This is a genomic window from Curtobacterium sp. VKM Ac-2861 (genome assembly GCF_013204965.1).
GTDB lineage: Bacteria > Actinomycetota > Actinomycetes > Actinomycetales > Microbacteriaceae > Curtobacterium.
This window is the reverse complement of the sequence record NZ_JABMLA010000002.1, coordinates 428,102-447,573: the sequence shown is the minus strand read 5'-3', so window position 1 is coordinate 447,573 and position 19,472 is coordinate 428,102. Positions and strand designations below refer to the sequence as shown.

The 19,472-nt window shown below is 72.4% G+C and carries 20 protein-coding genes and 1 pseudogene; 11 read left to right on the top strand and 10 right to left on the bottom strand.

Annotated features, from left to right (window positions below):
- The first annotated feature begins 116 nt into the window (after positions 1–116).
- On the top strand, positions 117–1,133 hold the full coding sequence (locus tag HQQ88_RS07000) for an aldo/keto reductase (RefSeq protein WP_173169130.1): 1,017 nt from the start codon (positions 117–119) through the stop codon (positions 1,131–1,133).
- Complete coding sequence (locus HQQ88_RS06995) at positions 1,130–1,879, top strand: SDR family oxidoreductase (RefSeq protein WP_216834256.1); 750 nt, start codon at positions 1,130–1,132, stop codon at positions 1,877–1,879. The genes HQQ88_RS07000 and HQQ88_RS06995 overlap by 4 nt, the downstream gene beginning before the upstream one ends.
- A 136-nt stretch (positions 1,880–2,015) precedes the next feature.
- On the opposite strand, the gene HQQ88_RS06990 is transcribed toward HQQ88_RS06995, so the two are convergent.
- A complete protein-coding gene (locus tag HQQ88_RS06990) occupies positions 2,016–2,219 on the bottom strand; it encodes a hypothetical protein (protein WP_123292982.1) in 204 nt (67 codons plus the stop codon).
- Positions 2,216–3,088 (bottom strand): helix-turn-helix transcriptional regulator, encoded by an 873-nt coding sequence (locus tag HQQ88_RS06985; RefSeq protein ID WP_173169016.1) that lies wholly within the window; start codon positions 3,086–3,088, stop codon positions 2,216–2,218. Before HQQ88_RS06985 ends, HQQ88_RS06990 begins: the two co-directional genes overlap by 4 nt.
- Before the next feature lie 86 nt (positions 3,089–3,174).
- Here HQQ88_RS06985 and HQQ88_RS06980 point away from each other — a divergent pair, with 86 nt between their 5' ends.
- On the top strand, positions 3,175–4,059 hold the full coding sequence (locus tag HQQ88_RS06980) for an aldo/keto reductase (RefSeq protein ID WP_133938147.1): 885 nt from the start codon (positions 3,175–3,177) through the stop codon (positions 4,057–4,059).
- Positions 4,060–4,131: 72 nt separating this feature from the next.
- Here HQQ88_RS06980 and HQQ88_RS06975 read toward each other — a convergent pair whose 3' ends face one another.
- On the bottom strand, positions 4,132–5,397 hold the full coding sequence (locus tag HQQ88_RS06975; protein ID WP_208320978.1) for a cell wall metabolism sensor histidine kinase WalK: 1,266 nt from the start codon (positions 5,395–5,397) through the stop codon (positions 4,132–4,134).
- Positions 5,398–5,498: 101 nt separating this feature from the next.
- Positions 5,499–6,179, bottom strand: a pseudogene (locus tag HQQ88_RS06970) (response regulator transcription factor); the annotation flags it as partial.
- A 138-nt stretch (positions 6,180–6,317) separates the two neighbouring features.
- Between HQQ88_RS06970 and HQQ88_RS06965 the strand changes: the two are divergent.
- From HQQ88_RS06965 to HQQ88_RS06950, 4 genes are read left to right on the top strand one after another with little or no spacing between them, the layout of a single operon-like run.
- Entirely contained in the window at positions 6,318–7,418 is a 1,101-nt protein-coding gene (locus tag HQQ88_RS06965; protein WP_123937073.1) for a MoxR family ATPase, read from the top strand.
- Entirely contained in the window at positions 7,415–8,329 is a 915-nt protein-coding gene (locus tag HQQ88_RS06960; protein ID WP_133938153.1) for a DUF58 domain-containing protein, read from the top strand. The genes HQQ88_RS06965 and HQQ88_RS06960 overlap by 4 nt, the downstream gene beginning before the upstream one ends.
- The gene (locus HQQ88_RS06955) at positions 8,326–9,321 is read left to right on the top strand and encodes a VWA domain-containing protein (protein WP_131877843.1); all 996 of its coding nucleotides are present in this window, start codon (positions 8,326–8,328) and stop codon (positions 9,319–9,321) included. The genes HQQ88_RS06960 and HQQ88_RS06955 overlap by 4 nt, the downstream gene beginning before the upstream one ends.
- A gap of 16 nt (positions 9,322–9,337) precedes the next feature.
- Entirely contained in the window at positions 9,338–10,312 is a 975-nt protein-coding gene (locus HQQ88_RS06950) for a S1C family serine protease (protein ID WP_131877841.1), read from the top strand.
- Between the two features lie 18 nt (positions 10,313–10,330).
- On the opposite strand, the gene HQQ88_RS06945 is transcribed toward HQQ88_RS06950, so the two are convergent.
- Positions 10,331–11,218, bottom strand: coding sequence for a helix-turn-helix transcriptional regulator (locus HQQ88_RS06945; RefSeq protein ID WP_123937069.1), 888 nt, complete (start codon positions 11,216–11,218; stop codon positions 10,331–10,333).
- Between the two features lie 73 nt (positions 11,219–11,291).
- Positions 11,292–12,467, bottom strand: a complete 1,176-nt coding sequence (locus HQQ88_RS06940; protein ID WP_367916990.1) for a sorbosone dehydrogenase family protein — start codon at positions 12,465–12,467, stop codon at positions 11,292–11,294.
- 109 nt (positions 12,468–12,576) lie between these two features.
- Here HQQ88_RS06940 and HQQ88_RS06935 point away from each other — a divergent pair, with 109 nt between their 5' ends.
- A complete protein-coding gene (locus HQQ88_RS06935; RefSeq protein ID WP_131920885.1) occupies positions 12,577–12,975 on the top strand; it encodes a cupin domain-containing protein in 399 nt (132 codons plus the stop codon).
- Positions 12,972–13,643: an SDR family oxidoreductase gene (locus HQQ88_RS06930; RefSeq protein WP_131877833.1), complete on the top strand. Its 672-nt coding sequence runs from the start codon at positions 12,972–12,974 to the stop codon at positions 13,641–13,643. Before HQQ88_RS06935 ends, HQQ88_RS06930 begins: the two co-directional genes overlap by 4 nt.
- A 157-nt stretch (positions 13,644–13,800) precedes the next feature.
- Here HQQ88_RS06930 and HQQ88_RS06925 read toward each other — a convergent pair whose 3' ends face one another.
- Positions 13,801–14,343 carry a TetR/AcrR family transcriptional regulator gene (locus tag HQQ88_RS06925; protein WP_132099196.1) on the bottom strand — a complete coding sequence of 181 codons (543 nt, stop codon included), beginning with the start codon at positions 14,341–14,343 and terminating at the stop codon, positions 13,801–13,803.
- A gap of 53 nt (positions 14,344–14,396) precedes the next feature.
- Between HQQ88_RS06925 and HQQ88_RS06920 the strand changes: the two genes are divergently transcribed.
- Together HQQ88_RS06920 and HQQ88_RS06915 are read left to right on the top strand one after the other, a co-directional pair.
- Positions 14,397–14,720, top strand: coding sequence for a DUF952 domain-containing protein (locus tag HQQ88_RS06920; RefSeq protein ID WP_132099195.1), 324 nt, complete (start codon positions 14,397–14,399; stop codon positions 14,718–14,720).
- A gap of 86 nt (positions 14,721–14,806) precedes the next feature.
- Entirely contained in the window at positions 14,807–15,244 is a 438-nt protein-coding gene (locus tag HQQ88_RS06915) for a hypothetical protein (RefSeq protein WP_132099194.1), read from the top strand.
- A gap of 45 nt (positions 15,245–15,289) precedes the next feature.
- On the opposite strand, the gene HQQ88_RS06910 is transcribed toward HQQ88_RS06915, so the two are convergent.
- The 3 genes from HQQ88_RS06910 to HQQ88_RS06900 are packed head-to-tail and all read right to left on the bottom strand — an operon-like array spanning position 15,290 to position 19,415.
- Positions 15,290–18,109: an ABC transporter permease gene (locus HQQ88_RS06910; RefSeq protein WP_173169014.1), complete on the bottom strand. Its 2,820-nt coding sequence runs from the start codon at positions 18,107–18,109 to the stop codon at positions 15,290–15,292.
- Entirely contained in the window at positions 18,106–18,834 is a 729-nt protein-coding gene (locus HQQ88_RS06905; protein WP_173169013.1) for an ABC transporter ATP-binding protein, read from the bottom strand. Before HQQ88_RS06905 ends, HQQ88_RS06910 begins: the two co-directional genes overlap by 4 nt.
- Positions 18,831–19,415 carry a PadR family transcriptional regulator gene (locus tag HQQ88_RS06900; RefSeq protein ID WP_243692331.1) on the bottom strand — a complete coding sequence of 195 codons (585 nt, stop codon included), beginning with the start codon at positions 19,413–19,415 and terminating at the stop codon, positions 18,831–18,833. The genes HQQ88_RS06905 and HQQ88_RS06900 overlap by 4 nt, the downstream gene beginning before the upstream one ends.
- Positions 19,416–19,472: the final 57 nt, after the last annotated feature.

The following is a 19,472-nucleotide window of genomic DNA, read 5'->3' as shown; positions in this document are numbered from 1 at the left end:
ACGCTACGACCGCCCCGCCGACCGAGGGAGGTAAGGGCCTCCCCCCTTTCACCGTGGGTGACCGGCCTAGCGTGGCAGCCGTGCCCGGCGAGACCCGCGGGCACGGAGAGGAAACCATGGAGTACCGCCAGCTCGGACGCACCGGCGTCGAGGTGAGCCCGCTCGCTCTGGGCACCATGATGTTCGGCCCGTGGGCGAACGCCGACGTCGACGACTCGATCCGGATCATCCACCGCGCCCTCGACGCGGGCATCAACTTCGTCGACACCGCCGACGCTTACTCGGACGGCGTCTCCGAGGAGATCGTCGGCAAGGCCATCAAGGACCGCCGTGACGACGTCGTGCTCGCCACCAAGTTCTTCATGCCGATGGGTGAGGGCCCGAACCGCTCCGGGGGCTCGCGCCGCTGGATCATGCAGGAGGTCGAGAACTCCCTGCGCCGCCTCGGCACGGACCACATCGACCTGTACCAGGTGCACCGTCCGTCCCCGACGACGGACGTCGAGGAGACCCTGGGCGCCCTGACCGACCTGGTCCGCCAGGGCAAGGTCCGGAACATCGGATCGTCGTCGTACTCGGGCGCCGAGATCGTCGAGGCCCAGTGGACCTCGGAGCGCCGTGGCCTGGAGCGCTTCCGCACCGAGCAGCCGCCGTACTCGATCCTGGTGCGCGGCATCGAGGAGGACGTCCTGCCGACCACGCAGCGCTACGGCATGGGCACCCTCGTCTACAGCCCGCTCGCCGGCGGCTGGCTCAGCGGTCGCTGGCGCAAGGACGCTCCCGGGACCCCGACGGCGAAGCACCGTCCCGCGGCCCGGTTCGACATGTCGACGCCCGCGAACCAGCGGAAGCTCGACGTCGTCGAGGAACTCGCACTCCTGGCCGAGTCGCAGGACATGTCCCTCATCGAGATGTCGCTGGCGTGGGTGATCCGGCACCCCGGCGTCACGAGCGCGATCATCGGCCCGCGCACCATGGAGCAGCTCGAGTCGCAGCTCCCCGCCGCCGACCGCGTGCTCAGCGACGAGGTCCTGGACCGCATCGACCAGCTCGTCGCACCGGGCGTCACGATCAACCCCGACGACAACAGCTACGGGCAGCACACCCTGGTGCCCGCCGCACGTCGCCGGTGAGCGGCCTGACGGTCCTCGTCGTCGGGGCGACCGGCAGCGTCGGTCGCCTCGTCGTCGCGGAATCGGTGCGCCAGGGGCACACCACCCGTGCCCTCGTGCGTGATGGGTCGCGGGCCGATCGGCTCGACCCGGCCGCCGAGGTCGTCGTCGGCGACCTCACCCGCGCGGACTCGCTCCGCGACGCGGTGGCCGGCATCGACGCCGTGGTGTTCACCCACGGTGCGGCCTACGGCAGCGACGACGCCGAGGCGGTCGACTACGGCGCGGTCCGGAACGTCCTGACCGCGCTCGACGGTCGCCCGGTGCGCATCGCGCTGATGACGAGCATCGGCGTCACGCGACGCGGTACGACGCACGACTGGAAGCGCCGCGGCGAACGACTCGTGCGCGCCTCCGGCAACGCGTACACGATCGTCCGGCCGTCGTGGTTCGACATGAACGGCCCCGACCAGCTCGAGGTCACGTTCCTGCAGGGCGACACCCGTCACGCGGGCAGCCCTGCGGACGGGGTGACCGCCCGGCGGCAGATCGCGCGGGTCCTGGTCGACGCCCTGACCACGGAGACCACTGTCGGCCGGACGCTCGAACTCGTCGCCGAGCGCGGTCGGGAGCAGGCCGACCTCGGGCCGGTGTTCGCGGCGCTCGACCCGGACACGGGTGTCGACGGCATCCGCGACCAGGAGAACCAGCCGCTCGACGCGGAACCCGCGGTGGTCCGTCAGGACCTTGCGGACGCACGCGGCTGACCGAGACGCGACCGAGTGACGGACGGGAGGCCCGTGGCGGCATCGCCACGTCCCTCCCGTCACGGCCGGCGCGCCGCTGGCGCGTCACGCCGGAACCGGCGGGTGGGGCCCACCTCCCGTCCGCCTTGTCGATGCGTCAACGGCGTCGGAACAGCTCGCCGAGGTGCCACGGGCCGGGCGCGAGCCGCACGGCGGCCTCGGCACGCACGCGCTCCTCGAGCGCACGGTCGCGGGTCAGGTCGTGGATCTCCTGCTCCGCGCGCCAGCGGAACCGCAACCGGCCCAGGAGCCCGAGCGGCGCGGCGGCTGCGGTCGTCGGGACGGACTCGGTCTCGCTCATGCGTCCTCCGGTTCCGGGACGGCTGCGGCCGTCGTGGCGACGAGGTTCGCGAGCAGCTGCAGGCGTTCCTCGGACGGTGAGCCCGGCTCGGTGCCGTACGCGATGAGCGTCAGACCGGTGTCGGTCGCGAGCTCCATCGTCTCGTACGTCAGGTCGAGGTCGCCGACCTCGGGGTGGTGCACCCGCTTCGAGCCGTTCAGGTGCCGCATGACGCCGTGCGCGGCCCAGCGCTGCCGGAACTCCTCACTGCGGGTCGAGAGCTCGCCGATCAGGTCGGTCAGTCCCTTGTCGTACGGCGACCGGGCAGCCTCGGCACGGAGCACGGCCACCATGTCGCTCGCGACGACGTCCCAGTCGCGCCAGAACTCCTGACCGCGTGGGTCGAGGAACGCGAAGCGGGCGGTGTTCGGGGTGCCGGCGGGGTCGAGGAAGAGCGGCGAGTAGAGCGCACGTGCCAGGGCGTTGCCGGCCAGGAAGTCCGAGCGGCCGTTGCGCACCCACGCGGGCATCGTCATGCCGTCCAGCATGCGCTGCACGTTCGGTCGGACCTTCGACGTCGGGGTCTTCCGCCGCGTGGTCGCCGAGGCGTTCTGCACGCGGGCCAGGTCGAACAGGTGCGCGTGCTCGGCGTCGTCGAGGCGCAACGCGCGCGACAGCGACTCGAGCACGCTCTCCGAGACGCCGGTGAGGTTCCCGCGCTCGAGGCGGATGTAGTAGTCGACGCTCATGCCGGCGACGAGCGCGAGCTCCTCGCGGCGGAGACCCTTGACCCGTCGGGCGCCACCGAAGTCGGGCAGCCCGACCTGCTGCGGCGTGACGCGCTCGCGGCGGGTGCGGAGGAAGTCGCGCACTTCGCTCTTGGTGTCCATGCGTCCACGGTAGGACGGTGCCGGGCGGGGAAGAAGGGGCTGCTGGTACCCGTCAGGGTCAGGGGCACCGGCCTAGCGTCGTGGGCATGGACACACTCACCCTCAACAACGGACTCGAGATCCCCGCGATCGGCTTCGGCGTGTTCCAGAGCGCACCCGACGAGACCGTGGACGCGGTCCGCACGGCACTGGAGACGGGGTACCGCCACATCGACACCGCCGCCGCGTACGGCAACGAACGCGAGGTCGGCGAGGGCATCCGCGCCTCCGGCGTCGACCGCGACGAGATCGTGGTCGAGACGAAGATCTGGGTCTCCGACTACGGCTACGACGAGACCCTGCACGCGTTCGAGAAGGCCACCGGCAAGCTCGGGTTCGACCGCGTCGACGTGCTGATCCTGCACCAGCCCGCGCCGGACCGCTTCGAACGGACGGTGCAGGCGTACAAGGCGCTCGAGACGCTGTACGCCGACGGTCGGGTCGGAGCGATCGGCGTGAGCAACTTCATGCCGCACCACCTGCAGTCGCTGCTCGACGCGACCGACGTCATCCCGGCGCTCAACCAGGTCGAGCTGCACCCGTACTTCACGCAGCCGGACGTGCAGCGCGCCGACGCGGAGCACGGGGTCCTCGACCAGGCGTGGTCCCCCATCGGCGGGATCACCTTCTACCCGGGCTGGGGTGACGAGCGGGTCAGCGTGATGGACGACCCGACGATCCGGACCATCGCCCAGACGCACGGCAAGACGCCGGCGCAGGTGATGCTCCGCTGGCACGTGCAGCAGGGGCGGAACGCGATCCCGAAGTCGACGAACCCCGGACGGATCGCGGAGAACTTCGACGTCTTCGACTTCGTACTGTCCGACGACGACCTCAGGGCCCTGGACGAGCTCGACACGGGCCGCCGGAACGGCCCGGACCCCGACGGTGCGGACACGAGCCGCTTCGAGCGGGTGATCCCGGAGGCCTGACGCGACCAGGAGACGGCCAGGAGGCCCGTGGCGGCGCCGCCACGGGCCTCCTGGCCGTCACGGGGTCGGCACTCAGGCGAGCGGGTCGCCGTCCGGCGGCTCGTCCGTCCTCGTCGGCGCGCCCGGCACGGCGCGCTCCGGCAACCAGATGACGAAGGTCGACCCGTCGGAGCCGCGACTCTCGAGGCGGAGGCGGCCCTCGTGGCTCTCCACGATCTGGCGCGCGATCGACAGCCCGAGGCCGCTGCCGGTGGAGGCGTCCGAGGACTCCCGGTAGAAGCGGTCGAACACCCGTGGCCGGGCATCGTCGCCGATGCCGGGGCCCTCGTCACGCACCGCGAGCCACGCCCACCCGCGGACGCTCCCGACGCCGATCGTCACGGTGGAGCCGACGGGTGCGAGCCGGACGGCGTTCGAGAGCAGGTTGCCGAGTGCGCGCGACAGGGCGTCGGGATCGGCGAACACCACCGGGCCGCCGTGGATCCGCTCGCGGATCGTGAGGTCGCGGCGGCTCGCCAGGATCCCGTACTCCGCAGCAGCGGACGCGGCCAGCCGCGCGACGTCGACGTCGCGGTCGGTGAAGGCCTCGGACCGGGTGCGGGCGGTCGCGAGCAGGTCCTCGAGCAGGCGGCTCATCCGCCGGGTGGACTGCAGCACGACGTCGGCTGACGCCTGCCGTTCGGCCGGGGTGGCGGCGTCGTCCGCGAGGACGGCCTCGACGTTCGACTGCACGACGGCGACGGGGTTCCGCAGTTCGTGGGAGACGTCCTCGACGAGCATCCGTTCGGCCCGGAACGCGCGGTCAAGCCGGTCGAGCATCCCGTCGATGGTGTCGGCGAGGGTGTGCAGCTCGTCGGGAGGTCCTGACGCGTCGATGCGGCGTGACAGGTCGGTCGCGGTGATCTCCTGCGTCGCCCGGGTGATCGCACCGACGGGGCGGAGCGCGCGGCCGGCGACCCACCAGCCGATCGCCAGGCTCAGGACGAACATCACGACGAGGGCGATGATCGAGTACTGCTGCAGCGACTGCAGGGACGTGTAGTTGACGGCGCGCTGCACCGTCTCGAGGTCGGCGACCTGGAACTGCTCGCCGGGCTTGTAGACGATCGTGCCGTCGGCGGCCTTGTAGAACTTCTTCACCGTGACGGGGTTGAGGGGCTCGGCGCTGACCGTGCTCGACAGGGCGACGTAGACGGCGGCGAGGGCGAGTGCGGTGATCCCGAACAGGACGGCGCTGTACGTCAGGGTCAGGCGCATCCGGATCGTGCGTGCCCAGGCCGGCAGGCGGAGGAACCGGCGGTGGCCGACCTCGCGCCTGGCGCGGTCGAGCGCGCTCACGACGCAGCGCCGGCAGCGCCGGCCGCGCCGACCGCCCGTACCGGCGCGGCTGGCGCTCCGAGCGTCGACGAGTCCCCGGTGCCGTCCTCGGTGAGTTCCCGGAGCCGGTACCCGCGGCCGACGACGGTCTCGATCGCCGGCTCTTCGTCCGCGACGCTGAGCTTCCGGCGGAGCGTGCCCACCGTGACCCGGACGGTCTGCGTGAACGGGTCGGCGTTCTCGTCCCACACGTGCTCGAGCAGTTCCTCTGCCGACACCACGTAGCCGACACGGCCGAGCAGGTACCGGAGCACCCCGAACTCCTTCAGGGTCAGCGCGAGTTCGCGGTCGCCACGGCGCGCGAGCTGCCGCGCGGTGTCGACGACGATCGGGCCGTCGACGAGCACGGAGGACGCGGCCTCGCCCGAGCGCCGGGTGAGTGCGCGCATCCGGGCGGTGAGCTCGACGAGCGCGAACGGTTTCACCAGGTAGTCGTCGGCACCGAGGTCGAGCCCGCGGACCCGATCGCGCAGCTGGCCGCGGGCGGTGAGCATGAGGATCCGTGGGCCGGGGCCACCGGACCCACCGGGTTCGCCGGTCGACCGGAGTTCGCCGGCGAGCTCGAAGCCGTCCCCGTCCGGCAGGTTCACGTCGAGCAGGACGATGTCGTAGTCCGTGACGGCGAGCTTCCCGCGGGCGTCCCCGAGCGTGCCGGCGGCGTCGACCGCGTACCCCTCACGCTGCAGGGCGACGCGCAACGCGGTCACCAGACCGGCTTCGTCCTCCACCATCAGCACGCGCATGCCTCACGGTAACCAGGGCGGCTGGGCGACTGACAGGTACTGTCCGTTCCCCCTTTTCGGTCCGGTTTCGATCCGGCTTCCCGTCGTTTTCGCCCCTGGCGACTGGAGTGGGACGCACCCGAACGACAGGAGGACACCATGACCGAAGCCGCCCACGCCGACCCGTACACGACGCCGTCCGCGTCAGCCGTCCTCGAACGCGCACTGTTCGAGGTCAAGCACGTGGTCGTCGGCCAGGACGCCATGGTCGAACGGATGATGATCGGGCTGCTCGCCCGGGGCCACGTGCTGCTCGAGGGCGTCCCCGGCGTCGCGAAGACCCTCGCGGTGCGCACCCTGGCCACCGTCGTCGGCGGGGACTTCGTCCGCCTGCAGTTCACCCCCGACCTGATGCCGTCCGACATCGTCGGGACGCGGGTCTGGCGGCCGTCCACCGAGACCTTCGACATCGAACCCGGACCGGTGTTCGCCAACCTCGTGCTCGCGGACGAGATCAACCGCGCTCCCGCGAAGGTGCAGTCGGCGCTGCTCGAGGCGATGGCCGAGCAGCAGGTCTCGATCGGTGGGCAGACCCACCGGCTCCCCGACCCCTTCATCGTGCTCGCCACCCAGAACCCGATCGAGAACGACGGCGTGTACGCGCTCCCCGAAGCGCAGCGCGACCGCTTCCTGCTCAAGGTCGACGTCGACCATGCCGACGAGCTCGGGGAGCTGACCATCGTGCAGCGGATGAGCGCCGACCGGCCACGCGCGCAGCAGATCCTGACGGTGCCGGACATCGTCCGGCTGCAGGCCGAAGCCGAGCAGGTCTTCGTGCACCACGCGGTCGCCATGTACGCCGTGCAGCTCGTGATGGCGACCCGCCACCCGCACCGGTACGGCGTGCACACCCTCGACGGAGTACTCGAGTACGGCGTCAGTGCTCGCGGGTCGCTCGGCCTGGTCGCCGCGGCCCGTGCGCTCGCGCTCCTCCGGGGCCGCGACTACGTGCTGCCCGGTGACATCGCGGACGTCGCCTCCGACGTGCTCGCGCACCGCCTCGTGCTCACCTTCGACGCCGTCGCCGACGGGGTCGACCCCAGGACCGCTGTGGAGGCCGTGCTCGCGGCCGTCCCGCAGCCTCGGATCGCGGCGTCCGAGGACCCGAGCGCGGTCGCGGCGGGCGGTGACGTGCGGTACCCCCCAGCCGCACCGACCCCCGCCGCGGCCGCTTCCACCCCGTACGAGGCGACGCCGTGAGCGACGACGCACGGCTCCGCCGCCTCGAGCTCACCGTCCGGCGCCGTGTCGACGGCACGGTGCACGGCGACCACCAGGGCCTGTCCCTCGGCACGGGCAGCGACCCCGAGGAACTCGTGCGCTACCAGCCCGGGCACGACGTCCGCCGGATCGACTGGAACGCCACGGCTCGCGCCGGCGAACCGTACGTCTGGCTCACCCGCGCTGAGCACGCCCTCGAGACGTGGGTGCTGGTCGACCGTTCGCCGAGCATGGCCTTCGGCACCACCGACCGTGAGAAGGCCGACGTCGCCACCTGGACGGCGGCGGCGATCGGCCTGCTCACCACCGGCGCGGGTGACCGGGTGGGACTCGGCGTCGTCGGCACCGAGGGGATCCGCTGGACCCCTCCGCGCGCCGGTCGCACCACCGCCCGCCGCGTGCTCCGTGCCGATCCAGGCCCCCGCGACGGCGTCCCGACGACCGACCTGTCCGCAGCGCTCCGCGTGTTCGCCGCCCAGGCGCCCCGCCGCGGTCTGCGGGTCGTCATCAGTGACCTGCTCGACCAGCCGGCGACCGACAGCGCGCGGCTGCCGTGGGAGCCCGCCCTGCGTCGGCTGTCGGCACGCCACGAGGTCATCGTCGTCGAGGTGCTCGACCCCCGCGAACTCGACCTGCCCGACGTCGGCGACGTCGTCTTCGTCGACCCGGAGTCCGGCGCCCAGCGCGTCGTCGCCACCTCGGACCGGGCACTCCGCACCGCTTACGCCGCCGGAGCAGCCGCCCACCGCGCGGCCACCGCCACCGCCGTCCGCGCCGCCGGGGCCGACCACCTGGTCCTGCGCACCGACGATGACCTCGGCCGCGAACTCACCCGCTTCATCCACCGCCGGCACCGCACGCCCGCCCGATCGGCACGGAGGACCCGATGACCTTCCTCACACCCTGGTTCCTGCTCGCCCTGGTGCCGGTGGCGGCGCTCGCCGTCGCGCACCTGCTCGTCCAGCGCCGACGCCGGCGGTACGCCGTGCGCTTCGCGACCCTGCCGATGCTCGACAAGCTCGTCCCGAAGCAGCCCCGGTGGCGTCGGCACCTGCCCGCGGCGCTCGTCCTGGTCGGCCTGACCGCCCTCGGCTTCGCCGGTGCGCGCCCCGAGATCGACGTCCGGGTGCCCTACGAGCGTGCCACGGTGATCGTCGCGATCGACACGTCCGGCTCGATGCAGGCCGACGACGTCGACCCGAACCGGCTCGAGGCCGCCAAGTCCGCCGCCGAGTCCTTCGTCGCCGAGATGCCGGAGACGTTCAACGTCGGGGCGATCGCCTTCGCCGGCGGCGCGGACGTCCTGGCTCCGGCCACCCGCGACCACGAAGCGGTCCGGGAGGCCATCGCCGGGATGGACGACGGCGGCGGTGGGACGGCGATCGGCGAGGCCGTCTTCGAGGCGGTCGGCGAGGTCGACCGCCTCAGTGACGAGGGTGCCACCGGCTCGGCGTCGCCGTCCCCGACCCCCGGCGGGTCCGGGGAACCGGAGCGCATCCCGGCGCGACTCGTGCTGCTCTCCGACGGCGCGAACACCACCGGGCGCGAACCCGCCGCGGCCGCCGAAGCAGCTCGCGAAGCCGGCATGCCCGTCTCCACCATCGCCTACGGCACCGATTCCGGGGTCGCGAACCTGTGGGGGACGCAGCAGGCCGTCCCCGTCGACGAGACCTCCCTCCGCCAGCTCGCGGACGAGACCGACGGACGGTTCTACCGGGCGTCCAGCACCGACGAACTCCGCGAGGTCTACCAGGACATCGGCTCGTCGATCGGTTGGCACGAGGAACCCGTCGAGATCACACCATGGCTCGCCCTGCTCGGCATGCTCCTCGCCCTCACCGCCGGCGCGCTCTCCCTCCGCTGGTTCGCCCGCATCGTCTGAACACGAGGACACGACCATGAGTGACACCCCTCCCGGCATCGGCCGGCCCGCAGGTCCACAGCACTGGTCCACCGGCGCACCGCCCGAGCGATCTGCGCGACCAGACGGCGGACGGGAGGCCCGGGACCAGCTCGCAACGGGCCTCCCGTCCGTCCCCACGCCCGTCCAGGGCCCCCCACCGGACCCGGCCACCCGCCGGTCCGAGTTCGACGAGCCGGCACCGCGCCGCGAGCGGCGGGGCGGCGGCCGGACCGCGACCGTCCTCGTCGCCGCGCTCGTCCTCGGCGGCACCGCGGGGGTCACCGGCGCCCTGCTCGTCACCCCGGACTCCCCGGTCAGCGCCCCGGTGGCCGGTCGGCAGCAGTCCGGTACGTCCGGCTCGTCGGGGACGTCCGGCTCGTCCGGCGGTACTGCGACCGACGCCGAGGACGCCGCCCAGCGGATGCTGCAGAGCGTCGTGCAGGTCCGCACGACCGGCGGGAGCGGCTCCGGCTTCGTCATCGACGACGCCGGACACGTCATGACGAACCACCACGTCGTCGACGGATCGTCGGCCGTCCGGCTCGTACTGCCCGACGGCACCAGCACCGATGGCCGGGTCGTCGGCAGCGACGAGGACAGCGACATCGCGGTCATCGAGGCGACCGGCCTGACCGTGCCCGCAGCCGACCTCGGACGCAGCGCCGACCTGCGGATCGGCGAGTCCGTCATCGCGGTCGGGTCTCCGCTCGGCCTGAACGGCACCGTCACCTCGGGCATCATCAGCGCCCTCGAACGGACCTCGCAGCGATCGGCGCAGCCGCTCGTGCAGACCGACGCGTCGATCAACCCCGGCAACTCCGGCGGGCCGCTCGTCGGGCTCGACGGCCGCGTCGTGGGGGTGAACACGTCGATCGCGACGCTCGGCTACTCCTCCGGCAACATCGGCATCGGCTTCGCGGTGCCCATCGACGATGCCGCACGGATCGCGGACGACATCATCCGGGGCTGACGCTCCGCGGGGCACCGCTCATCCGGGGCTGACCGCGCTGCGCGCACGTTCCGCGATCTGCTCCGTCGCCGCCCACGAGGCGAGCAGGCGGAGTGCGTCGGCGGTCGGGCTACCCGGGGTCGCCGGGTAGATCGTGAGCGCGAGCCCGGGGTCCTCGGCGAGTTCGAGCGTCTGGAAGTGCAGCTCGAGCGGACCGACGACGGCGTGCCGGAAGGACTTCACGCCGGCGTAGTGGCGGCGGACGTCGTGCGCGGCCCACAGGGCGCGGAAGTCGTCGCTCCGCATCGACAGCTCGCCGATGAGGGCTGCGAGGTCGCGGTCGTTCGGCGTGCGGCCGGCCTCGCGCCGCAGGATCGCGACGTTCGTGTGCGCCGCCCGCTGCCAGTCCTGGTAGAAGTTCCGGGCCTGCGGGTCGAGGAAGATGAAGCGCGAGAAGTTCATCGGCCGGGCCGGTGCAGCCACCAGGTCGGAGTGCATCGCGTAGCCGAGCGCGTTGGCGGCGACGATGTCCTGCCGGTTGTTGATGATCATCGCCGGCGCATCGGTGATGACGTCGAGCAGGTACTGCAGCTCCGGGCGGACGGCCGCCACCGGCACGACCTTGCCCGCGCGCCGCGGTGTCGCGTTCTGGTGCCGGGACAGGTCGCGCAGGTGCTCGAGCTCGGCGGCGTCGAGCTGCAGTGCGCCGGCGACGGCCTCGAGCACGCTGTCCGAGACGCCCTGCAGGTTCCCCCGCTCCAGCCGCGTGTAGTAGTCGATGCTGACGCCCGCCAGCCGTGCGACCTCTTCGCGCCGGAGCCCGGTGACCCGACGGCGGGTGCCGAACGTCTCGACCCCGGCTTGCTCGGGGGTGATGCGGGCGCGACGGCTGGACAGGAAGTCGCGGGCTTCGTCGCGGTGGTTCATGCCGTCACGGTAACCGGCTGGGCAGCGTGCGAGCGAGGGGCTGCCGGAACCCCTGTGGCAGCGCTCCGTCGGCTCACCCCTCGGCGCGGGTCAGCGGCACGGACACGATGCGGTCGTCGCCCTCCGCAGGGTCACCACGGCCGTCGGTGTTGTTCGTGACGAACCACAGCGTGTCCGACGGCCCCTCGAGCACGGTCCGGATCCGGCCGAAGTCGCCCTGGAAGTACTCGGTCGACGTCCCCGGGTCGTCCGCCGGGATCGCCCGGAGCACCTCGCCGCGCAGGTTGGCCACGAACACGGTGTCGTCGACGACCGTCAGGCCGCTCGGGGACGCCTCGTCCGTCGACCACTGCTGCACCGGGTCGACGAAGCCCTGGTCCTCGCCGCCCTCACCCTCGACCTCGGGCCAGCCGTAGTTCTCGCCCGCCTCGATCACGTTCAGCTCGTCGAGGGTGTTCTCGCCGAACTCCGACGCGAACATCGTGCCGTCGGAGGACCACCCCAGGCCCTGCACGTTGCGGTGCCCGAGGCTCCAGACGGGTGACCCGTCGAACGGGTTGTCGTCCGGCACGTCGCCGTCCGGGGTGAGCCGCAGGATCTTGCCCGCGAGCGAGTCCTCGTCCTGCGCGTCACTGCTCGTGCCGGCGTCCCCGACGCTGGCGTAGAGCATGTCGTCGGGGCCGAACGCGATGCGGCCGCCGTCGTGGAACGTGTTCGACGGCAGTCCGTCGATGATCGTCGTGGCGTCGCCGAGCGCCCACGACCCGGCGCTGCCCGTCAGTTCGAACCGCTGGATCCGGTTGCCGTCGTCGGCCGTCGAGTACACGAACAGGTCGTCGTCGTGCAGGGCCAGCCCGAGCAGCCCGCCCTCGCCGCCGTGGCTGACGCCGTCGACGGTGCCGACCTCGCGCGTCGTGCCGTCGTCCTGCAGCTCGAGGACCTTCGCGGAGTCGCGTTCGCTGACCAGGGCGTCGCCGTCGTCGCCGGTGCGGACGACCGACCACGGTGCTTCGAGTCCGGTGACCACGTCGCTGGTGTCGCCGTCGAGCGCGATCTGCCCGGTGGGCAGGTCGGCGGGGGCGGTGGCGCGGGCGCTCGCCGACGAGCCGCGGTCGTCGTCCGGTGCGGCATCGGCGCAGCCGCCCAGGGCGAGGGCGGCCACCGCGGCGATGCCCGCAGCGGACCAGCCGCGTCGGGCTCGGGTGGGGTTCGGGCTCGGGTGCGGGTTCGGGTGTTCGCTGCTGTCCACGGTGGTCCTCCCGGATCGTGCGTCGATCACACACGTCGTGTTCGGGAAACGGCTGAGGGGTACGGCCGGCACCTCCCTCCGGTGCGCACATCGGCCTACCGTCGGGGCCATGGAGATCCAACCGAAGCAGCCGACCGTCAAGAACCCGGCCGCGCAGTTCACCGGCGACGTGTACCTCGACGCCATCGCCAGCCCGAAGGAAGCCGGCCAGTCGATGACCGTCGCGAAGGTCCGGTTCCTGCCCGGCGCCCGCACCGCCTGGCACTCGCACGCCATCGGCCAGACCCTGCACGTCACCGAGGGCGTCGCGCGCATGGGTACCCGTGACGGCGGCGTGTTCGAGGTCCAGCCGGGCCAGACCGTCTACACGCCTGCGGGTGAGGAGCACTGGCACGGTGCGACCCCGACGGACTACATGGAGCACCTCGCGATGCTCGACCTCGCCGACGACCCGGCGACCACCACCACCTGGCTCGAGCACGTCACCGACGAGGAGTACTCCGCATGACCACCATCGCCATCATCGGGGCCGGCAAGGGCCTCGGTCTCGCCGTCGCCGAGCGCTTCGGCCGCGAGGGCTTCTCGATCGCCCTCGTCTCCCGCAACCAGGACCGCCTGGACGGCCTCGCCGCGTCGCTGCGCGAGCAGGGCATCACGGCGGCCGGGTTCGCCGCGAACGTCCGTGACGGCGATTCGCTCCGCAGCGCCCTCGAGCGTGCGACCGAGCAGCTCGGCCCCATCGAGGTGCTGCAGTACAGCCCGCTCCCCGCCAAGGAGTACATGCGTCCGGTGCTCGAGACCACCGCGGAGGACCTGGTCGGCCCGATCGAGTTCTCGGTCTACGGCTCGGTCAACGCGGTCCGCCAGGTGCTGCCCGGCATGCGCGCGATCGGCCACGGCACGATCCTGTTCGTGAACGGCGGCAGTGCGGTGCGTCCCGGCGCCCGGGTCACCGGCACCTCGGTCGCCTTCGCTGCCGAGAGCGCCTACGCCCAGCTCCTGCACGACGCCGTGCGCGACGAGCAGGTCCACGTCGGTCAGCTCATCATCCCGTTCGGCATCGACGACGGGCAGCCGGAGCACTCCGGCGAGTCCATCGCGGATCGTCTGTGGGCGATCCACTCGGAGCGCGGCGAGTTCCGCACGTACGCGGAGGCGCTGCCCGACCCCGCTTGAGCGCGGTTCGCGCCGCGCCGCTCGCCGCTTCGCGAGCAGGAATGGTCGGGTTCGCGACGGCCACCCGACCATTTCTGCTCACCATGTGGCGGATGTCCGGAGTGGCGGACGGGAGGCCCGGTGCCAGCTGGCACCGGGCCTCCCGTCCGTCCTGGGGTCAGGTCGAGAGCACCGCGACCGCACGCACGGCGCGTGCGGCGACCACCGCGGCCGTCGGTGCCGGAGCCAAGCCGAGCAGGCGCTCGCGGTGGAGCTCCCCGAGCAGCAGGGTGAAGAGCTCGGCGGCGGTCTCCGGAGTGGTTCCGGCGCGGACCAGGGCCTGCTGCGCGGCGAGCGGCCCGGCCTCGTGGAACTCGCGCGCGAGCTCGGGTGACCGCGTCGACTCGGCGATGACGAGCCGGTGCAGGGCGACCGCACGGTCCGAGAACAACGCGCTGCCGATCGCTGTAGCCGTGGACACGAGGTCCGCCGTGGGCTGGTCGGCGTACGGGTGCTGCCGCCGGACGACCGCTCGGAGGATCGCGGGCTTGTCGCCGAACGCCGTGTAGAGCGTGCGCTTCGTGACCCCGGCCTCGGCGGCGACGCGGTCGAGTGCGACGCCCGCGAACCCGTGCTCCAGGAACAGGTCGGTCGCGACGTCGAGGATCCGCTCGTCACGGGCGATCCGCTCGTCGGCGGTCGGACGTCCACGCTTGTTCACAGACCCATCCTAGCGGTAATGATACGCTCCCGTTTCATTACCGAGGAGGGTCCATGACCGATGTGGTCTGTCACGTGGCGATCGCCGACGACTGGGAGATGAGCCGCGGGTTCGGCGAGTATGAGGTGTCCACTCGCGGGGTGCCGCTCGAGCCGGGCGGGTACGTCCGTGCCACCACACCGGACCGGGTGTCCGAGGTCGTCGCCGAGCGGTACGGCGACCTCGCGCTGCCGTTGCTCCGGATCGACCTGAGCGTCGAGGGGCTCGCGGCTGCGGGAGTGCCGGTCGAATGGGTCGACGGGGTCCCCCGGGTGCGCGGTCCGATCCCGATGGACGACGAGGTCGTGCTGGCCGAGGTGTCCATCCCGAACGTGTGACCACTTCGTGAGCAGAAATGGTCGAGTCCGCCGACGGCCACCCGACCATTTCTGCTCACGAAGTACCGCGCCCTAGGCTGGAAGCGATGTCCAGCGTCCTCCTCACCGTGCACGTCGTGGCGGCGCTGCTCACCCTCGGACCCGTCGCGGTCGCCGGGAGCATGTTCCCGAAGCCGGCTCGCGCGCTCGTCGCCGATCCGGGCGACCAGGGGGCCCGAGCGGTCGCCAGGGTCCTGCACCGGATCTGCCACGTGTACTCGATCATCTCGCTCGCCGTCCCGACGTTCGGCATGGCCCTGGCGTTCGAGGTCGGGGCACTCGACGAGGCGTGGCTGCTCGTCTCGATCGGTCTGACCGCGGTGGCTGCGGGGATCCTCGCGCTCGGGGTCCTGCCGGAGCAGCACGAGGTCCTGCGCGGGAACGGGACCGAGCGCTCGCCGCGGAAGCTCGCTGCCCTGGTCGGCCTGTTCAACCTGGTGTGGGTCGTCGTCGCCGTGCTCATGGTGGTGCAGCCCGGCGCCTGACCAGGCTGCACCGGGACGGCGCCACGTGCAGCGCCGCCCCACACCTCAGTGCGCCCGCCGCACCGCCACGCGGCGTCGGCCGTGCGCGGTGAGCCATGCCCCGGCCGTCACCAGGAGCGGCAGACCGATCGCGAGCAGGGCCAGCATCGACCAGTCCGGCACGAACGGCATGTGGTTCGACCCGACCGCTGGCTCCGTGAACCGCAGGGTGAGTGCCCGCATCGGCAGCAGCCCCAGCAGGGTGCCGATCACCGCGCCCACCGAGGCCAGGATCGCTGCCTGCCAGGTCGACACCCGCCGTCGCAGTCGTGGTGCGGCACCGATCGCGTCGAGCACCTCGTCGTCTCGGCGCCCGTCGGACCGCGCGAGCCCGATGGCCACCGCCGTCGCACCGATCGTCACCGCCGCGGCCAGCGCGAGCACGATCGCCCGGATGAGCGCGCCGTTGTCGACCGGCCCGGCCTCGTAGGCGAACTGCGGGCCGTCCCACCGAGCGCGGTCCGCGCCACCGAAGCTCTGCCAGGCGGAACTCAGCTCGTCCCACTGCTCGGGCGCGATGTCCCCGGGCAGCGTCGTCACGAGCATGCCGTCGACGGCGCGCACCCCGTAGTGCGCAGCGGTCGCCTTCGTCATGAAGACGCCGACCTGGATCCGCGGCGACTGCACGTCGAGCACGGCCGGGATCGACACGCTGGCGTCCGGTTTCGTCGTCGTCGTGATCGTCGGGCTCTCCCACGTGCGGTCGTGGAACGTGTCGATGCGGACGGCACCGTCGTGGGCGTACTCCGGCCACAGTGACACCGCCTTGCCGCCCTCGAGTGCATCCCGCACGGCAGCAGACGGTCGGTGTCCGGTGAGCACCGCGTAGTCGTCGACGGTGCCCGTCCAGATGTGCGGGACGGTCGCGTCAGCGGTGTCGAGGTAGTACGAGCACGACGTGGAGTCGTAGCCGTCGCAGTCGAAGTCCGTCCACCGGTGCGGCATCGTCACGGACGACGGGGTGTCGCCCGCCCAGCCCTCGGCCACGCCGAGCACCCGGATCCGGTCGTGGTCGAGCACCCGCGCCACGACCTTCGCCGCGTGCGCCGTCAACGCCGCGTCGTGCCCGCTGGCGGCACCGTCCTCGCTGGACAGCTGCACCTCGGACGTCGCGACCCCGACCGCCGTCGTGTACTCGTACCCGCGGACGTACTGCGCGTGGCTCGACGCGCTCCACGTGATCACGACCGACGCGACGAACACGACGCTCATCACACTGGCGAGCACCGGCACCGTCCGGACCGGGTTGCGCCGGGCATCGCGGGCGGCCAACCGAGCCGACAGGCCCAGGCGTGCGGACATCCGGGACACCAGGGCCAGGAGCCACGGCGAGCAGATCGCGATGCCGAGCTGCATCAGGCACGGCCCGAGCGCGACCCCGGCACCGGCCACCCACGCCCAGTGGTCGTCCTGTACCCGGCGGTCGTTGAGCATGAGCACCCCGGCGCCGCAGGCCAGCGTCATCACGGCACCCGCGATGATGAGCACCGGCCCCCAGATGCGTCGCCGACGACGAGCAGGACGGTCGACGGGCGCGGGTCGGAGTGAACCCCGCAGCGCCGCGAGCACGTTGATGCGGGTGGCGGCCCGAGCGGCGACGAGTGCGGAGACCAGCCCGGCCAGGACGCCGGCGGCCGCGACCACGAGCAGCAGGAGCGGTGGCACGTGCAAGCCGGGGAACGACACGACGTCGCCGTTGTCGATCAGGCGGAACACCGCGACGCCGATCCCGGTGCCCACCGCGACGCCGAGGACGGCGCCGATGGACCCGAGCACGAGGCCGGACCCGGCGACGATCGTCCGGACGAACCGCTTGTCCCCGCCGACGCTCGTGACGATCGCGTACGAACGGGTGTCCGCCCGGGTGCCGACCAGGAACGCGGCCCCGGCGAGCAGCGCGACCTCGAACATCGCGAAGACCCCGAGCAGTGCCATCGCGCCGAGGTACCAGCCGAGTGACGAGCTCATCTGGCCGCCGGGCAGGCGGGCATCCGGCGGATCGAGCACGACCGGGCGGGACTGCACGACGATGCCGTGCGCGTTGAGCTGCCGGATCTCCGACCAGGTCGGCGCGTCCGACGGCAGGTAGACGGTGACGTCGGTCAGACCCGCGTCGTCAGTGGTCTCGGTCGTCGACAGGGTCGTCCCCCACGGCAGGAACACGCCCTGCTCGCTGGGCGCCGAGCCGAGGTCGCGCATCGTCCCGGTGATCGTGAACCGCTTCGTGACGGGATCGGTGATGTCGACGGTGTCACCGATGTGGGCGTCGAGCCGGTCGAGCGTCGCCGGCGTGACCATGAGTTGGTTGCGCGCGGTCGGCGCCGAACCGTCGAGGACACGCCAGTGGCCCTCGAGCGACGGGTCCCAGACGCTGCCCTCCACCGCGGCCAGGCCGACAGGTCCCTTGGGTCCCTGCACCACGACGGGCGTGCCGCCGACCGGGATGGACAGCGCACCGTCCGGCACGTGGGCGAGCACGTTCGCGAACGGCGGGTCCTCGTCGGCCTCCGTGACCGGGCTGTTCCGCTTCGCATCGGTGAACTGCCACTGCACCGGGTCCTGCCGCATGCCGGGCAGGTCCGGGCCGGAGACCCGCATCTGCGCGGCTGCCTTGCCGAGGTCGTAGTCCAGCGACTCCGCGGTCGTGGGCTGCGTCGACTGCACGACGACCGCCACCGCGGCGAACCCGGCGGTGGGGATGCCGATGAGCGCGATGATCAGCGCCGCCCGACCGGCCTTCGCGAAGGCCAGTCGACGCCCCAGACGGAGCGCCGGTCGGAGGGCGAACGGCGTCCGGGCGGTGCCGGGACGCCGACGCCGGCTCACGACGCGGTCCGGTCCGCCAGGGCGAGCTCCACGCCCGAGTACACGGTCTCGTCGACCACGCGACCGTCGCGCAGGAAGACGATCCGGTCCGCCCAGGCAGCGTGCCGGGCGTCGTGAGTGACGAGCAGTGCGCCGGCTCCGGCGTCCACGTGCCGTCGGAGCATGCGCAGCACCACCTCGCCGGTCTGCGAGTCGAGGGCGCCGGTCGGTTCGTCCGCCAGCACGAGCCGACGTTCGCCGACCACGCCCCGGGCGATCGCCACGCGCTGCTGCTGCCCGCCGGACAGGTCGTCCGGGTAGGCGTCGCCGCGGTGTGCGAGTTCGACGTTGTCGAGTGCCAGTTCCGCGGCGCGGCGGGCCTGCGAGGCCTTCCAGCCGTCGAGCTCGAGCGGCAGCGCCACGTTCTCGACCGCGGTGAGCGACGGGATCAGGTTGAAGTCCTGGAACACGAACCCGATGAGGCGACGGCGGAGGGCCGCGAGTTCCTTGGCCGGCCGGTCGGACACGAACTCGCCGTCGATCAGCACTTCGCCGCTCGTCGGCGGCAGCAGGGTGCCGGCGCAGGCGAGCAGCGTCGACTTGCCGGAACCCGAGGTCCCCATGACGGCGACCATCTCGCCGCGCTGGACGGCCAGGTCGATGCCGGCCAGCGCCGTGACGGCCTTCGCGCCGGAGCCATAGTGCACGCTGACGGCGTCGAGCTGCAGGAGCGGTGCGGCGCTCACCGTGCACTCCGCGCGGTGTCGGCAGCGGTCGCGGACGAGGAGCCAGCGTCCGCCGCCGGATGCTCCTCCGGCCGGTACCGCGCCACGGTCGACTCCACGTGGTCGAGCCACCGCACCTCGGCCTCGGCCTGGAACACCATCGACTCGAGCACGAGCGACCACGCCAGGTCCGTCGCGGGATCGGTCGTGCGCTTGAGCCGGGTCAGGTCCTGCAGGTTCCGGATCGCGGCACCGCGCTGCACCTGCACCAGGCGCGCGACGTCGACGCCGGGCACCGTCACGGCCAGAGCGAACTTGATCGCGAGCTCGTCACGCCCGCGCTTGGCGGGCACCGGCTCGCTGAACCAGCGCGCCACTTCCCCGCGACCCGCGTCGGTCACCGTGTAGACGACGTGGCCGTCGTCGTCGGTGTCGCCGCGGGCCACGAGGCCGTCGCGTTCCAGGCGGTCGAGCGTCGTGTAGACCTGGCCGATGTTCAGCGGCCAGCTCCCGCCGGTGCGGTGCTCGAACTCCCCCCGGAGCTGGTACCCGTACCCGGGTCCCCCCACCAGCAGCGCGAGTACGCCCATCCGTACGCTCATGACACTTCCCCCGTCTCTCGTCCACCATGGACATACCGAGTATGCCCATACCGCGTA

Excerpts from the sequence above, each read along its gene's own strand:
- HQQ88_RS07000 (WP_173169130.1), top strand. The coding sequence starts at position 117 with ATGGAGTACCGCCAGCTCGGACGCACCGGCGTCGAGGTGAGCCCGCTC.
- HQQ88_RS06990 (WP_123292982.1), bottom strand. The coding sequence starts at position 2,219 with ATGAGCGAGACCGAGTCCGTCCCGACGACCGCAGCCGCCGCGCCGCTC.
- HQQ88_RS06985 (WP_173169016.1), bottom strand. The coding sequence starts at position 3,088 with ATGGACACCAAGAGCGAAGTGCGCGACTTCCTCCGCACCCGCCGCGAG.
- HQQ88_RS06980 (WP_133938147.1), top strand. The coding sequence starts at position 3,175 with ATGGACACACTCACCCTCAACAACGGACTCGAGATCCCCGCGATCGGC.
- HQQ88_RS06965 (WP_123937073.1), top strand. The coding sequence starts at position 6,318 with ATGACCGAAGCCGCCCACGCCGACCCGTACACGACGCCGTCCGCGTCA.
- HQQ88_RS06955 (WP_131877843.1), top strand. The coding sequence starts at position 8,326 with ATGACCTTCCTCACACCCTGGTTCCTGCTCGCCCTGGTGCCGGTGGCG.
- HQQ88_RS06950 (WP_131877841.1), top strand. The coding sequence starts at position 9,338 with ATGAGTGACACCCCTCCCGGCATCGGCCGGCCCGCAGGTCCACAGCAC.
- HQQ88_RS06945 (WP_123937069.1), bottom strand. The coding sequence starts at position 11,218 with ATGAACCACCGCGACGAAGCCCGCGACTTCCTGTCCAGCCGTCGCGCC.
- HQQ88_RS06935 (WP_131920885.1), top strand. The coding sequence starts at position 12,577 with ATGGAGATCCAACCGAAGCAGCCGACCGTCAAGAACCCGGCCGCGCAG.
- HQQ88_RS06930 (WP_131877833.1), top strand. The coding sequence starts at position 12,972 with ATGACCACCATCGCCATCATCGGGGCCGGCAAGGGCCTCGGTCTCGCC.
- HQQ88_RS06920 (WP_132099195.1), top strand. The coding sequence starts at position 14,397 with ATGACCGATGTGGTCTGTCACGTGGCGATCGCCGACGACTGGGAGATG.
- HQQ88_RS06915 (WP_132099194.1), top strand. The coding sequence starts at position 14,807 with ATGTCCAGCGTCCTCCTCACCGTGCACGTCGTGGCGGCGCTGCTCACC.
- HQQ88_RS06900 (WP_243692331.1), bottom strand. The coding sequence starts at position 19,415 with ATGAGCGTACGGATGGGCGTACTCGCGCTGCTGGTGGGGGGACCCGGG.